Source organism: Rhizobium acaciae (assembly GCF_025941625.1).
Classification (GTDB): domain Bacteria; phylum Pseudomonadota; class Alphaproteobacteria; order Rhizobiales; family Rhizobiaceae; genus Rhizobium; species Rhizobium acaciae.
In genome coordinates this window covers 223,478-237,487 of the sequence record NZ_JAPCZO010000007.1, presented here as the reverse complement: position 1 = coordinate 237,487, position 14,010 = coordinate 223,478, and the positions used below count along the sequence as shown (strand labels likewise).

The following is a 14,010-nucleotide window of genomic DNA, read 5'->3' as shown; positions in this document are numbered from 1 at the left end:
GCCTCAAGCGACCGCTCTCGCGATCAGAACCACGATAATGGCGCCGACGGTGGCGTGGATGATCTGCACGACCAGCGCGTTTTCAATGCCCAGCGAAATGCCGAGCGCGCTGAACAGATAGCCGCCGACGAAGGCGCCGATGATGCCGCTCAGCAGGCATCTTATCAACCCGCCGCCACCGACGACCAGGCTTGCAAGGAAGCCTGCAACCAGGCCGATCAGCAAAAACACCAGCAATGCCTGCGTCTCCATAGACATGATGTTTTCCTTTCTTGTTTTCCACCCCAGCGGAGTGGCTTTCCACTCCGCTGGGGGGATGGCTTTGCCACCCCGGCGGGACGGCTTTGCCGCCCTGAGATAAAGGGCGGATTGGGAAATTATCAAGCGTTCAGGACGCGGCCGTAAGCATCAAGCACCGCTTCCTTCATCGATTCGGATACCGTCGGATGCGGGAAGATCGTGTGCATCAGTTCTTCCTCGGTCGTTTCGAGGTTCATCGCGACGACGAAGCCCTGAATGAGCTCGGTGACTTCGGCGCCGACCATGTGGGCGCCGAGCAGCTCGCCGGTCCTCTTGTCGAAGATCACCTTCACCATGCCCTGGTCTTCGCCGAGCGCGATCGCCTTGCCGTTCGCTGCGAAGGAGAAGCGGCCGACGCGGATGTCGCGGCCGAGTTCCTTGGCCTTCGCTTCGGTGATGCCGACGGAGGCGACCTGCGGATTGCAATAGGTGCAGCCCGGGACCTTGCCCTTGTCGGTCGGATGGACATTGGGAAGGCCGGCGATCTTTTCGACGCAGACGACGCCCTCATGCTCTGCCTTGTGCGCCAGCATCGGCGGGCCGGCGACATCACCGATCGCATAGATGCCGGCGATATTGGTCTTGCCGTAACCGTCGATGACGACGCAGCCGCGGTCCGTCTTGACGCCGAGCGCCTCGAGACCGAGGTTTTCGATATTGCCCTGAACACCGACGGCCGAAATCAGCCGGTCGGCGGTGATCTGCTGCACCTTGCCATCGGCCGTCTCGACATGGGCGGTAACGCTGCCGGCACCCTTCTCGACCTTCGAAACCTTGGCGCTGGTGAAGATCTTGAGGCCACGCTTTTCAAGCTGCTTGCGGGCGATCGCCGTGATCTCGGCATCCTCGACCGGCATGATGGTCGGCATGACTTCGACGACCGTGACATCAACGCCCATCGAGCGATAGAAGCTGGCGAATTCGATGCCGATCGCGCCCGAGCCCATAACGATCAGCGACTTCGGCAGAACATCCGGCTTCAGCGCTTCGAAATAGGTCCAGATCAACTTGCCATCCGGCTCGATGCCGGGCAGCGCGCGCGGACGGGCGCCGGTGGCGATGATGATGTGTTTGGCGGTATAGGTGCCCTCGCCGCTCTTGACGTTCTTCGGCAGCGGATGCTGCGGCTCGACGACGGCCTTCGACGACTTGCCGACGACGACCTCGCCGGGCTTGATGATCTTCGCCTCGCCCCAGATGATGTCGATCTTGTTCTTCTTCATCAGGAAGCCGACGCCGGCATTCAGACGGGCGGAGACGGCGCGCGAGCGGCCGACAACGGCCTTGGCATCCGGCTTGACCGTGCCTTCGAGAACGAGGCCGAAATCCTTGAAGTGATTGGCGTGGTCGAGCACCTCGGCCGAGCGCAACAACGCCTTGGTCGGGATGCAGCCCCAGTTCAGGCAGATGCCGCCCATATGCTCGCGCTCGACGATCGCGGTCTTGAGGCCGAGCTGGCTGGCGCGGATGGCAGCGACATAGCCGCCGGGACCCGAGCCGATGATGATGACGTCGTAGGATTCAGCCATGTGTTTCCTGCCTTTGTTACGCTGCGCTGCGGGTCATGAGCACCCACGCATGTCTCTTGCTGTTTTCGAAGAGCGGCACGGCATCGGCGCGCGCAGCCTCCAGGAATCCGTTTCTTCCATAAAGCGACAAAGCCGCTTCGTTGTCGCTTGCGGTGATCAGGCTGACGGGCCGCCGATCGGCCCTGTCGATCTGATCGTCCAGCAGCCTGCGTCCGATGCCGATGCCGCGCAGGTGGCGATAGACGCCGAGACTGCCGATGAACCAGCTTCCGACCACCGTCTTCTGCAAGGCAAGCATCGGTGCGGTCGCCGGTATCGTCGCCTCGATATCGCCTATCCCCTCAGCCAGCGCATGGCCGATCGCCACACCCGCGACCTCGCCATAGGCCTCGGCAATGACGGCATCCCGCCAGCCGCCGACAGCCTCCTCCTCGCCCATCTTCAGCCGGCCCTGCTCCAGCGGCGTGTCGCTCACGCCGTTTTCCACACCGGCAAACCAGAGCCAGGAAGCAAACCCGCGCGATGCGATATCCGCCAGAATCGCCAGCTCCGAGGCATCCCGCCGTGAGGCCTGCCGGAGGGCGATGAAGGAGGTCATGCTCAGATCCCCAGCATCATCCGCACGATCGATTCCAGCCCGCGGCCGAGCGCACGCGTATTCTCCGCATCGAGGTGAATGCCGTCGATCGGTGTGGTCTTGGCGACGGAATTGCCGTCGAAGAAGCCACAACCGAGTTCGTCGGCAAGATCACGATAAAGCGTTGCAAGTTTTGCAGATTCCTCGATGCCACCGGGAAACGACGCGGCGAACGGCACATTGCCCGTCGCGCGGATCGCCGGCGGCGCCACGATCAAAATCTCTGGCCCATCGAATTCGAAGGGCCAGGCGTGATTGCGGATCAGCCGCACGAGCCGGCTGATGCCCTGGCATGCGGCAAAGGCCGAGCCTGCCACGACCGGCTTCATGTCATTGGTGCCGAGCAGAAGGATGACGAGGTCGAGCGGCGCATGCGTCTGCAGGATCGTCGGCAGGATGCGCGCACCGTTGCGGTCGCAATCGGCGAGATGGTCGTCGAAAGCGGTGGTGCGACCGTTCAAGCCTTCGGCGATGATACGCGCGTCACCGCCGAGCGCTGCCTGAAGCACGCTCGGCCAGCGATTCTTGTAGTCATGACGACCGATCGTCTCGGCGTCATAACCCCAGGTCAGCGAGTCACCATAGCAAAGAACGGTCTTGGTCATTTCCGCCTCCGCGCCGCTATCAGACAAGCATGCCCATCGGGTTCTCGATGTAGCCCTTGAAGGCCTGAAGCAGCTCGGCGCCGAGTGCGCCGTCTACGCAGCGATGGTCGGTCGAGAGCGTGACTGACATCACGGTGGCAATCGCCATTTCGCCCTTCTTGACGACGACCCGCTGTTCACCGGCGCCAACCGCGAGGATCGTCGCATGCGGCGGGTTGACGACGGCTGCGAAGTTCTTCACGCCCATCATGCCCATGTTCGAGACCGAGCTGGTGCCGCCCTGATATTCCTCGGGCTTCAGCTTGCGGTCCTTGGCCCGCTTGCCGAGATCGCGCATCTCGTTGGAGATCGTCGACAGGGTCTTTTCCTCGGCCTTGCGGATGATCGGGGTGATCAGGCCGCCGGGGATCGAGACAGCAACGCCGACATCGGCGTGCTTGTGCTTGACCATGTTGCTGTCGGTCCAGGAGACGTTGGCATCCGGAACGTCGCGCAGCGACAGCGCCATGGCCTTGATGACCATGTCGTTGACCGAGAGCTTGTAGGCCGGAGCGTTGTCCTTGCGCGGAGCCGCATCGTTCAGCTGCGCACGCAGCGCCAGAAGCGCATCGAGTTCGCAATCGACGCTGACGTAGAAATGCGGGATCGTCTGCTTGGATTCGACCAGGCGCCGGGCGATCGTCTTGCGCATGCCGTCATGCGGCACGAGCTCGTAGGAGCCAGGTTCGAATAGCTTGAGCACGGCTTCTTCGGACGCGCCCTTCGGTGCAGCGGCGGCCGGAGCCGGAGCTGCGGAAGCTTGCGGAGCGGAAGCAGCAGCGGCCGGGGCTGCAGCCTTGGCGCCGCCACCGGCAACGGCGGCTTCGATGTCGCTCTTGACGACGCGGCCGTGCGGGCCGGAGCCTGCGACTGCCGAAAGATCGATCCCGGCTTCCTTGGCCAGCCTGCGGGCAAGCGGCGAAGAGAAGGTGCGGCTGCCGTCCGATGACACCGAGGCGGGTGCGGCGGCAGGTGCCGGTGCCGCAGCCGGAGTCGACGGGGCCGGAGCCGGGGCAGCTTCGGCCTTCGGCGCCGCTGCACCGTCTGCCTTCGGCGCCGGGGCGGCGGAACCCGCAGCGCTTGCGGCAGCGGAGACATCCTCACCATCGGCGGCAAGAACCGCGATCAGCGCATTGACCTTAACGCCTTCGGTGCCGGCGGCAACGACCAGCTTGGCGACCGTGCCTTCATCGACGGCTTCGACTTCCATCGTCGCCTTGTCGGTCTCGATCTCGGCGATCACATCGCCAGACTTGACCTTGTCGCCTTCCTTGACCAGCCATTTGGAAAGATTGCCTTCCTCCATGGTCGGAGAGAGGGCGGGCATCGTGATATTGATCGGCATCGAAACACCCTCCCCTTATTTGTAGCAAACAGCCTTCACCGCATCGACCACTTCGCCGACGTTCGGAAGGGCGAGCTTTTCGAGATTGGCGGCGTAAGGCATCGGAACGTCCTTGCCTGCGATCGTCAGGATCGGCGCATCGAGATAGTCGAAGGCCTGCTGCATGACGCGGGTGGCGATTTCGGTGCCGACTGATGATTGCGGATAACCTTCCTCGACGGTCACCAGACGGCCGGTCTTCTTCACCGATTCGATCACGGCCGGCAGGTCCATCGGGCGGATAGTGCGAAGGTCGATCAGTTCGACATCGATGCCGAGCTTTTCGAGTTCGGCGACAGCCTTGATCGCATAGGTCATGCCGATGCCGAAGGAGACCACGGTGACGTCCTTGCCCGGACGATGGATGCGCGCCTTGCCGATCGGCAGGACGAAATTGTCGAGCTTCGGCACATCGAAGTGCTGGCCGTAGAGAATCTCGTTTTCGAGGAAGATAACCGGGTTCGGATCGCGGATCGCAGCCTTCAGCAGGCCCTTGGCGTCGGATGCCGTGTAGGGCATGACGACCTTCAGGCCGGGAATGGCGCTGTACCAGGCTGCATAATCCTGGCTGTGCTGAGCGCCGACGCGGGCCGCTGCACCATTCGGGCCGCGGAAGACGATCGGAGCACCCATCTGGCCGCCGGACATATAGAGCGTCTTGGCGGCGGAGTTGATGATCTGGTCGATCGCCTGCATGGCGAAGTTGAAGGTCATGAATTCGACGATCGGGCGAAGGCCGGCCATTGCGGCACCGACGCCGACGCCGGCAAAGCCGTGCTCGGTGATCGGCGTATCGACGACGCGGCGGGGGCCGAATTCCTGCAGCAGCCCCTGCGTGACCTTGTAGGCACCCTGATATTCGGCAACTTCCTCGCCCATGACGAAGACGTTTTCGTCGGCGCGCATTTCCTCGGCCATGGCGTCGCGGAGCGCTTCGCGCACGGTCGTCGACACCATTTCGGTGCCGGCCGGGATTTCGGGGTCGTTCGGAATGACGGCCTTCGGCTCGGCCGGAAGCGGTGCGGAGGCAGAACCGGTGTTGCTCGGCTTCTCTTCCTGGGCAACTTCAGGAGCTGGCGCGGCCGCCGGCTTGGCGGCGGAAATGTCCGAAGCCGATTCGCCGTCCTGCAGCAGCACGGCGATCTTGGTGTTGACCTTGACACCTTCCGTGCCGGCATCGACGAGCAGCTTGCCGATGATCCCTTCATCGACGGCTTCGACTTCCATCGTCGCCTTGTCGGTTTCGATTTCGGCGATCACGTCGCCAGAAGTGACCTTGTCACCTTCCTGCTTCAGCCATTTGGACAGCGTGCCCTCTTCCATGGTCGGAGAGAGGGCGGGCATGAGGATATCGATAGGCATGGGTTCCCTCCCCGATTACAGCAGAATGTCGGTGTAGAGCTCGGATGCATCCGGCTCCGGATCGGCCTGGGCGAAGTCGGCGCTGTCGGCGACGATGTCGCGAACATCCTTGTCGATCGCCTTCAGGTCGTCTTCGGAAGCCCAGCCCTTTTCGACGAGGCGTGCCTTCACCTGTTCGATCGGGTCATGTTCGGAGCGCATCTTCTGCACTTCGTCCTTGGAGCGATACTTCGCCGGGTCGGACATGGAGTGACCGCGATAACGATAGGTCAGCATTTCGAGAATGATCGGGCCCTTGCCGGAACGGCAATGTTCGAGCGCCTCGTCGGCCGCCGCCTTGACGGCGCGGACGTCCATGCCATCGACCTGAATGCCGGGGATGCCGAAGCCGGATCCGCGAAGCGAATAGTTCGACTGCGCGGTGGCGCGGGCAGTCGAGGTGCCCATGGCGTAACGGTTGTTCTCGACGATATAGACGATCGGCAGCTTCCAGAGAGCAGCCATGTTGAAGCTCTCGTAGACCTGCCCCTGGTTGGCAGCGCCGTCGCCGAAATAGGCGATGGAGACATTGTCATTGCCGCGGTAGCGGTTTGCAAAGGCAAGACCTGTTCCGAGCGAGACCTGGGCGCCGACGATACCGTGACCGCCGTAAAAATGCTTCTCTTTCGAGAACATGTGCATCGAGCCGCCCTTGCCGTGGGAATAGCCGCTGCGACGCCCGGTCAGTTCCGCCATGACGCCGCGGGCCTCCATGCCGGTTGCCAGCATATGGCCGTGGTCGCGATAGGCGGTGATGACCTGGTCGCCATCCTTCTGCGCCATCTGCATGCCGACGACGACAGCTTCCTGACCGATGTAGAGGTGACAAAATCCGCCGATGAAGCCCATGCCGTAAAGCTGGCCGGCCTTCTCCTCGAAGCGGCGGATCAACAGCATCTCGCGATAAGCCTTGAGCTCTTCATCGCGATCGAAGTCGGCTACCGGGCCTCCATTCGATGCTTTGGCTGCCGGTTTTGCTGCAGTTTTGCGGCTGGAAACGGTCGCGGTCTTTCGCGGCGCCATTCAACCCTCCCTATGGGTTTGTCGTTTCTTGGTGGCGCGTACCATAGGGAAGAAATATGACCACAGCAATGCCATAATTGCATGGCTCGTATTCGGCGCTAAATTATTGGAAAATCAGCAAAAATTCCAATTAACCTGCTTTCGGTTAATTGGAATAATGATTGAATACGACGATCTCGTCGGCGCGCGACATGTTGAGCTGATAACGCGCTTTTTCGTCCAACATATCCTTGTCGAGCGAGCCGTCACTCAAGAGCGCGACCTGATTTTCCAGATGTTCGCGCTTCGCCTTCAAGACCGCAAGCTCTTTTTCACGGGCAACACGCTGACGCTCGAACGTCTCCGTCGCGCGCAGGCCGTAATCGCCATGGATGCAATGATAACCGAAATAGGAGAGGAAGGCGACCGTCATGGCCGGAATGACGAAGCGACCGATCTTTCTCTTCTTATGATGCTTTGTCCACATACACGCATGCTCTTGAACGCATTACCAATTCGTTCAATCTAGCGCGCAGAGATTAACCGTTCGTTGACTCTAAAAAACGGGCAACAAAAAACCCGCGCCGGGAAGGCGCGGGCCAAGCTATTGGAAATCAGGTCCGATCAGCTGCGAATGATCGAGCGGCCGGCATACTGGGCCTGGGGGCCGAGGCCTTCTTCGATGCGGATCAGCTGGTTGTATTTGGCAAGACGGTCGGAACGCGACAGCGAGCCGGTCTTGATCTGACCGCAGTTGGTGGCGACCGCGAGATCGGCGATGGTCGAATCTTCGGTCTCGCCGGAGCGGTGGGACATGACGGCGGTATAGGCAGCCTTGTGTGCCGTGTTGACGGCATCGAGTGTTTCCGTCAGCGTGCCGATCTGGTTGACCTTGACGAGGATCGAGTTGGCGACGCCCATGCGGATGCCGTCGCGAAGACGGGCGGAGTTGGTGACGAAGAGATCGTCGCCGACGAGCTGGGTCTTCTTGCCGGCCAGGTCGGTCAGCGTCTTCCAGCCATCCCAGTCGTCTTCGGCCATTCCGTCCTCGATCGAGATGATCGGATAGTTGGCGGCGAGCTCGGCCAGATATTCTGCCATGGCGCCCGATTCCAGCGTGCGGCCTTCACCTTCGAGAACGTATTTGCCGTCCTTGAAGAATTCCGTCGAGGCGCAGTCGAGGCCGAGGCACATGTCGTCGCCCGGCTTGTAGCCGGCTTTCTCGATCGACTTCATGATGAAGTCGAGGGCCTCAGGCGCGCTCTTCAGGCCCGGTGCAAAACCGCCTTCGTCGCCGACATTGGTGTTGTGGCCCTGTGCGGCAAGCTCCTTGCGCAGCGTGTGGAAGACTTCCGAACCCATGCGCACGGCTTCGGCGATCGAATCGGCGCCGACCGGCAGGATCATGAACTCCTGGAAATCGATCGGGTTGTCGGCATGGGCGCCGCCGTTGATAATGTTCATCATCGGCACCGGCAGCAGGCTGGCGGAAGCGCCGCCGACATAACGATAGAGCGGCAGGCCGGACGCCTGAGCGGCAGCCTTGGCAACGGCGAGCGATACGCCGAGGATGGCGTTGGCGCCGAGACGAGACTTGTTCGGCGTGCCGTCAAGCTCGATCATGATGTTGTCGATCTGGATCTGGTTTTCGGCGTCGATGCCGCCGATCGCGTCGAAGATCTCGGTGTTGGCGGCTTCGACCGCCTTTTCGACGCCCTTGCCCAGATAACGCTTGCCGCCGTCACGCAGTTCGACCGCCTCATGCGCGCCCGTCGAGGCGCCGGAGGGAACGGCCGCGCGGCCCATGCTGCCATCTTCGAGATAGACATCGACTTCGACGGTGGGGTTGCCACGGCTATCGAGAATCTCGCGGGCGATGATATCGGTGATTGCAGTCATGGGTTCTTCCTGCTCGGTGGGTGATAAATGGTTAGAAACCTGTCTTAGTCGAAGGCGTGCAAATTACAATGCTGCAATAGCCTTCGGACCAGCGTTCGGATGTGGCCTATAGCACGATCATGTCAGACTGTTGAACGTCAAGCCTTGGCGACCGCATCGAAGGCGAGCAGCTTTTCGAGAAGCCGCGGCATATCCTTGAGATAGACCATGTTCGGGCCGTCCGAAGGGGCATTGTCGGGGTCCTGGTGGGTTTCGACGAAGACGCCGGCAATACCGGTAGCGACCGCTGCGCGCGCCAGCGTTTCCACGAATTCCCGCTGACCACCGGAGGATTCGCCCTGCCCGCCCGGCTGCGCCACGGAATGGGTTGCATCGAAGATAACGGGCGCGCCCATCGCCGCCATGATCGGCAGAGAACGCATGTCGGAGACCAGCGTATTGTAGCCGAATGAGGCGCCGCGCTCGCACAGCAGCACGTTCGGATTGCCGCTGGCATTGAGCTTCTTCAGAACGTTCTTCATATCCCAAGGGGCGAGGAACTGGCCCTTCTTGACATTGACGACGCGGCCGGTCTTGGCGGCGGCGATGAGAAGGTCGGTCTGGCGGCAGAGGAAGGCCGGGATCTGCAAGACATCGACGACCCTTGCCACCTCCCCGCATTGCTCGGCGGTATGAACGTCGGTCAGGACGGGAAAGCCGAATTCCTTCTTGAGGTCGGCAAAGACCTCCATGCCCTTTTCGATCCCGATACCGCGTTCGGCCGACAGCGAGGTGCGGTTCGCCTTGTCGAAGGAGCTCTTGTAGACGAGGCCGATGCCGAGCTTTCCGCAAAGCTCTTTCAGCGTGCCGGCAACCATGAAGGCGTGGTCGCGGCTCTCCATCTGGCAGGGACCGGCAATCAGCGACAGGCGGCCGGTATTGGAAAAAGTGACCTGGCCTTGGCCTTCGCCGATCCTGACTTCGGAATTCGTATCAGTGCTCATCGTGTTTCCTCGAAGGCGAAGAGCGTGCCCTGCCCGGGCGCGGGCTTCACCAGAATGCGATTGTTCTTGCGCGTGTATGTCACCCCGTTAGCAGCCAAATACGCTTCTGTCACGGCAAGATCGGCGACAGCGAAGAGGATTGCCCGGCCGCGCAGGCCGCGATCTGCGGATGAGCCGGCGATATCGAAATAGGCCTCCAGCCCTTCCGGCGTCATCAGGCTGATTTTTGCATTCGACGCCGCGATAGAGACGCCGAAACCGGTTTTCTCGACTGCCGATTGCGCCACGGCAAGGCTGACGAAGGCGGCGAAGGCTGCCGGTTCCGGGGTGCAAAGCGCGATCTCGACTATGCCGGTGACACCATTGGCGTGCGTCTCCAGCGCGGCGCGGTCGGCCGGCAGCGGATTGACGCGCTCGACGGTGAAAAGCAGGAGATCAGGCGCGCACAGGTCCCCGGCAAAGGCCAGCTTGAAGCCGGCAATCGCCTCGGAACCGTCCGGCATCGTCATCGGTCGGGTGAATTGCAGCATCTCGCCGGCGCTCGATCCGTTGCCAACGAAATTCTGATGATCGATGCCGGCATCCTTGCTGCCGAAAGCCAGCCCCGAAAGCCCCTCCTCGCCACAGCGGAAACGGAAGGCCTGGTTGCGGGCGGTGAAGACATTGCCTTGGCGCGCCGATGCTTCGCTCTCCTCGACGCTCGCAATCCCGAGCGGCTCCAAATAGGTCTTGTCGGCAAAGAAGACGCAGGCATTCTCCGTTCCGAAGGGATGGCGCGCATCGGCGGCAACGGTGAAGCCGAGCTTGCCAAGCCTCTCGCGCGCCAGATCGATATGGACGACCGGCAGCACGACATGATCCAGCGGGTGCGGTTTGGCGGAGTGCTCGTCCATGATATCCCTCCTGGAAACGGCAAGAGATGTGCGACAGCGCTACCCTCAATGCAAGACTTCTGTGCCAATCCGGCGAATGAAAATAAAAATCTCAACGAGTTGGCGCCAAGTTTTACGGAAATTTAGCTACTTGCGGAACACATATGGAACATATAGTGTCTGTTCTGGATTTGTTTCAATCACGAGGTCACAACGTCGATGCTCACGCGCAAACAACAGGAGCTTCTCCTTTTCATTCACGAGCGCATGAAGGAATCCGGCGTTCCGCCATCTTTCGACGAAATGAAGGATGCTCTGGACCTCGCCTCCAAGTCCGGAATTCATCGCTTGATTACAGCGCTCGAGGAGCGAGGCTTCATTCGCCGCCTACCGAACCGCGCCCGCGCGCTCGAGGTCATCAAGCTTCCGGAGGCCTACAGCCCCAGCATCCAGCCGCGGCGCGGCTTTTCGCCGAGCGTCATCGAGGGCAGCCTCGGCAAACCGCAGCCGGTCGCCACTCCTGCTCCCGCAAAACCCGTCGCCGACAACGGCAACTCGGTCTCCGTGCCGGTCATGGGCCGAATCGCTGCCGGTGTGCCGATCTCGGCGATCCAGAACAATACCCACGACATCGTCGTTCCGGCGGACATGCTCGGCTCCGGTGAACATTATGCGCTGGAGGTCAAGGGCGATTCGATGATCGACGCCGGCATCTTCGACGGCGACACCGTGATCATCCGCAACGGCAGCACCGCAAGTCCTGGCGACATCGTCGTTGCTCTCGTCGACGACGAAGAAGCGACACTCAAGCGCTTCCGCCGCAAGGGCGCCTCGATCGCGCTGGAAGCGGCCAACCCGGCTTACGAGACCCGGATTTTCGGTCCGGACCGTGTCAAGGTTCAGGGCAAACTCGTCGGTCTCATTCGCCGCTATCACTGACATTGGCCAGGCCCGATTCGGTAAAACTATTGCTGCGCCAGTCATAGGCGCGATGGCGCATCCATGGCCGCGACAATGCATCGAATGCGGTTGCGACCTCCAGGCCGGTGCCCGTGAAGCGCAACTCGATGGAACCGGTCCTGCGCAGCGTCTCACCAGTGAAGAGCGTCGCACCCGAGCGGCAATTGTTGAAGCGAAGGCGGACCGACGTCACGACGATATCGGCCGCGTCACATGCCGGGCCGAGATAGGCGGCATTGTCGATGACGGTTACCACCTGACCATTGCCAAGCCTTGATGTGCACCAGGCCTTCTTGACGCAGGAAAAGCGGTTTGCGTCACCGCCCGCTGTGGCCGCTCGCATCGCGGTCCTTGCTTCGTTCTGCTGATCGCGGGAAAGCCTGACGCGGCGGTCTTCTCCCTCAGGCGGGATAGCAGGACCATCCAGCATCTTCGGCGGATCGTGCCTCGGCAGGACCAGGGCTCTCTGCCACTGGTCGAAGATGAAATCCGGCGGTCTTTCACGGTTGGAAGCCATTGCCGCCGCCTCGACGACCGCGACGAGACTACCATCCTCCGAAATCACCAAATCTGGCGGACGGGGAACCGGCAGAAGCAACAGGATGAGCGTTGCGACCGCGATGATCGATGTGCCGACATGGCGCAGCCGGGTGCGGAGCAGCGTCAGCAGCAGAAAGCCTGCGACGGCGACCGCGAAATACCAGGCGGGCAAGCGGCCGACGTCGATATTGCCATCCCAGCCGGACACCGTCTTTGCGACCGCGATCACCAGATCGAGGCCGAATCCGACGACCTTCCAGGCCCAAACATCCAGACCGAAAGGCATGAGCAGCATCGCCAGCAAGCCGGCCGGCATGACGATGAAGGAGATGATCGGCATCGTCGCGAGGTTCGCCGGCAGGCCGTAGGCGGTCAGGCGATGAAAATGCTCGATCGAAAACAGCGCGGTGGAAAAACCGCCGATCAGCGAGGTCAGGAAGACGCCGCCGAAGAAGCCCGCAACCGTAACCAAGGGCCTGACGATCGGCAGCTTCAGGAAGGCGTTTTCGCGGACGCGCCGGTCCTTCCACAGCTGATAGCCCGAGACCAGCGCCAATGTCGCGGCAAAAGACATCTGGAAGCTCGGACCCAAGACCTCGGACGGCGAAATGACGATGATGACGAGCGCCGAGAGAGCGACATTGCGCAGGCTGATCGACGGCCGGTCGAAGAAGACGGCAATCAACATGATGGCCATCATGATGAAAGCGCGTTCTGCAGAGACCGCAAAGCCCGAGATCAGGAAATAGGCGGTGACAGCGATGAGCGCGCCGGCGGCAGCGATCTTCTTCGTCGGATAGGCCTCAGCGATGCCAGGAAAGAGGCTGAGCAGCATCCGGAAGCCGACGAAAAAGATGCCGGCCGACAGCGCCATGTTGAGACCGGAGATGGCAATGATATGAGCCAGGCCGGACTGGCGCAGCGCCTCCGTCGTTTCATTCGAGATGGCACGCCGCTCGTCCGTCACCAGAGCAGCGGCGAAAGCGCCGGTGTCGCCGGGCAGGATCGACCTTATGCGGTCACCAATACCGCTGCGCAGCCGGTAGAGCCCTTCGAGCAGCGTTTCCGCCGTCGATCTGGCAGCCTGGGGACCAGCTTGCGCATCGACCTTCGTCGGTGCACCGTAGAAGAAGCCGTTGGCGCCGATGCCATCGAAATAGGCACCGAAGGAAAAGTCGTTGAGTTCGGGAAGTGCCGGACCTGCCGGCGGCGTCAGGCGCGCCCTGCCGGTGATGATATCGCCGATCTCGAAGGCCGCGTCCGCGCCGCGGGCGATGGCGGTTATGCGTTCCGGCCGCCGCTTCAGTTCCGGTGCCTTAGTGCCGGTGACCGCAAGAATGTAGCGCCACCGCCCGCGACCATCGCCTTCGCGCCGCTCGACACGGCCGGTCACCGTTGTCGTCACTGATGAATCGAGGATCACGGTCGAAGCCCGCCGGCTCTCGAACTGCGCCGTGACCATGCCGCAGACCACGAGCGAGAGCGCCAGCAGCGTTGCCCGCACTGCCGCCCGGCTGCGGCTGGCGATGAGAACCGCCACGGTCAGCGCCAACAGGCAGAGCAGTGATGCAACGAGAGAAAAATCCGATGCCGCGAGAAACCAGACGGCTGACCCGGCGCCGAGGAAGACCGGCGAGAAGAGCAACAGGCGGCCATGGTCCGCCTCCTCGCCCAGCATGCGCATGCCGGCACGCAGCAATTGCGACGCTGCGGCCGGCACCCGGTGGCGCAATGGTGTAGCCGACTGCGTCCGTGTCGGTCGCGTCACCACGGCAGGTGGTGAAAAACTGGAGGTGTCGGCAAGGCCTTCGCCTGCTTCCGGCCGCAATTCGACTGTCGTCAACTCCTGCATGAACCGC

Annotated in this window: 13 protein-coding genes; 1 reads left to right on the top strand and 12 read right to left on the bottom strand. The window is 61.9% G+C overall.

Going from position 1 to position 14,010, the window contains the following annotated elements:
• Nucleotides 1-3: 3 nt before the first annotated feature.
• From OLZ32_RS13825 to OLZ32_RS13775, 11 genes are all read right to left on the bottom strand, one after another.
• Entirely contained in the window at nt 4-258 is a 255-nt protein-coding gene (locus OLZ32_RS13825) for a GlsB/YeaQ/YmgE family stress response membrane protein (protein WP_003539329.1), read from the bottom strand.
• Between the two features lie 122 nt (nt 259-380).
• On the bottom strand, nt 381-1,829 hold the full coding sequence (lpdA, locus tag OLZ32_RS13820) for a dihydrolipoyl dehydrogenase (protein ID WP_264421343.1): 1,449 nt from the start codon (nt 1,827-1,829) through the stop codon (nt 381-383).
• Nucleotides 1,830-1,845: 16 nt separating this feature from the next.
• Nucleotides 1,846-2,427 (bottom strand): GNAT family N-acetyltransferase, encoded by a 582-nt coding sequence (locus OLZ32_RS13815; protein ID WP_264421341.1) that lies wholly within the window; start codon nt 2,425-2,427, stop codon nt 1,846-1,848.
• A gap of 2 nt (nt 2,428-2,429) precedes the next feature.
• A complete protein-coding gene (locus tag OLZ32_RS13810) occupies nt 2,430-3,071 on the bottom strand; it encodes an SGNH/GDSL hydrolase family protein (protein WP_003539320.1) in 642 nt (213 codons plus the stop codon).
• A gap of 19 nt (nt 3,072-3,090) precedes the next feature.
• Nucleotides 3,091-4,455: a pyruvate dehydrogenase complex dihydrolipoamide acetyltransferase gene (locus tag OLZ32_RS13805; protein ID WP_264421339.1), complete on the bottom strand. Its 1,365-nt coding sequence runs from the start codon at nt 4,453-4,455 to the stop codon at nt 3,091-3,093.
• A gap of 15 nt (nt 4,456-4,470) precedes the next feature.
• Nucleotides 4,471-5,856: a pyruvate dehydrogenase complex E1 component subunit beta gene (locus OLZ32_RS13800; RefSeq protein WP_264421337.1), complete on the bottom strand. Its 1,386-nt coding sequence runs from the start codon at nt 5,854-5,856 to the stop codon at nt 4,471-4,473.
• A gap of 15 nt (nt 5,857-5,871) precedes the next feature.
• Entirely contained in the window at nt 5,872-6,918 is a 1,047-nt protein-coding gene (gene pdhA, locus OLZ32_RS13795; RefSeq protein WP_131663947.1) for a pyruvate dehydrogenase (acetyl-transferring) E1 component subunit alpha, read from the bottom strand.
• A gap of 145 nt (nt 6,919-7,063) precedes the next feature.
• On the bottom strand, nt 7,064-7,384 hold the full coding sequence (locus OLZ32_RS13790) for an FtsB family cell division protein (RefSeq protein WP_017988232.1): 321 nt from the start codon (nt 7,382-7,384) through the stop codon (nt 7,064-7,066).
• Nucleotides 7,385-7,521: 137 nt separating this feature from the next.
• Nucleotides 7,522-8,796, bottom strand: a complete 1,275-nt coding sequence (gene eno, locus OLZ32_RS13785) for a phosphopyruvate hydratase (RefSeq protein ID WP_003539312.1) — start codon at nt 8,794-8,796, stop codon at nt 7,522-7,524.
• Nucleotides 8,797-8,933: 137 nt separating this feature from the next.
• Nucleotides 8,934-9,779: a 3-deoxy-8-phosphooctulonate synthase gene (kdsA, locus tag OLZ32_RS13780; protein ID WP_003539310.1), complete on the bottom strand. Its 846-nt coding sequence runs from the start codon at nt 9,777-9,779 to the stop codon at nt 8,934-8,936.
• Nucleotides 9,776-10,672 (bottom strand): VOC family protein, encoded by an 897-nt coding sequence (locus tag OLZ32_RS13775; protein WP_264421333.1) that lies wholly within the window; start codon nt 10,670-10,672, stop codon nt 9,776-9,778. The genes kdsA and OLZ32_RS13775 overlap by 4 nt, the downstream gene beginning before the upstream one ends.
• A gap of 198 nt (nt 10,673-10,870) precedes the next feature.
• Here OLZ32_RS13775 and lexA point away from each other — a divergent pair, with 198 nt between their 5' ends.
• Entirely contained in the window at nt 10,871-11,590 is a 720-nt protein-coding gene (gene lexA / locus OLZ32_RS13770) for a transcriptional repressor LexA (protein ID WP_003539306.1), read from the top strand.
• Here the strand turns inward: lexA and OLZ32_RS13765 are convergent.
• A complete protein-coding gene (locus OLZ32_RS13765; RefSeq protein WP_003539305.1) occupies nt 11,571-14,003 on the bottom strand; it encodes a ComEC/Rec2 family competence protein in 2,433 nt (810 codons plus the stop codon). The two genes, lexA and OLZ32_RS13765, sit on opposite strands and share 20 nt — an antisense overlap.
• Nucleotides 14,004-14,010 lie beyond the last annotated feature (7 nt).

Excerpts from the sequence above, each read along its gene's own strand:
- OLZ32_RS13815 (WP_264421341.1), bottom strand. The coding sequence starts at position 2,427 with ATGACCTCCTTCATCGCCCTCCGGCAGGCCTCACGGCGGGATGCCTCG.
- OLZ32_RS13800 (WP_264421337.1), bottom strand. The coding sequence starts at position 5,856 with ATGCCTATCGATATCCTCATGCCCGCCCTCTCTCCGACCATGGAAGAG.
- OLZ32_RS13825 (WP_003539329.1), bottom strand. The coding sequence starts at position 258 with ATGTCTATGGAGACGCAGGCATTGCTGGTGTTTTTGCTGATCGGCCTG.
- pdhA (WP_131663947.1), bottom strand. The coding sequence starts at position 6,918 with ATGGCGCCGCGAAAGACCGCGACCGTTTCCAGCCGCAAAACTGCAGCA.
- OLZ32_RS13805 (WP_264421339.1), bottom strand. The coding sequence starts at position 4,455 with ATGCCGATCAATATCACGATGCCCGCCCTCTCTCCGACCATGGAGGAA.
- lexA (WP_003539306.1), top strand. The coding sequence starts at position 10,871 with ATGCTCACGCGCAAACAACAGGAGCTTCTCCTTTTCATTCACGAGCGC.
- OLZ32_RS13810 (WP_003539320.1), bottom strand. The coding sequence starts at position 3,071 with ATGACCAAGACCGTTCTTTGCTATGGTGACTCGCTGACCTGGGGTTAT.
- OLZ32_RS13790 (WP_017988232.1), bottom strand. The coding sequence starts at position 7,384 with ATGTGGACAAAGCATCATAAGAAGAGAAAGATCGGTCGCTTCGTCATT.
- eno (WP_003539312.1), bottom strand. The coding sequence starts at position 8,796 with ATGACTGCAATCACCGATATCATCGCCCGCGAGATTCTCGATAGCCGT.
- lpdA (WP_264421343.1), bottom strand. The coding sequence starts at position 1,829 with ATGGCTGAATCCTACGACGTCATCATCATCGGCTCGGGTCCCGGCGGC.
- kdsA (WP_003539310.1), bottom strand. The coding sequence starts at position 9,779 with ATGAGCACTGATACGAATTCCGAAGTCAGGATCGGCGAAGGCCAAGGC.
- OLZ32_RS13765 (WP_003539305.1), bottom strand. The coding sequence starts at position 14,003 with ATGCAGGAGTTGACGACAGTCGAATTGCGGCCGGAAGCAGGCGAAGGC.
- OLZ32_RS13775 (WP_264421333.1), bottom strand. The coding sequence starts at position 10,672 with ATGGACGAGCACTCCGCCAAACCGCACCCGCTGGATCATGTCGTGCTG.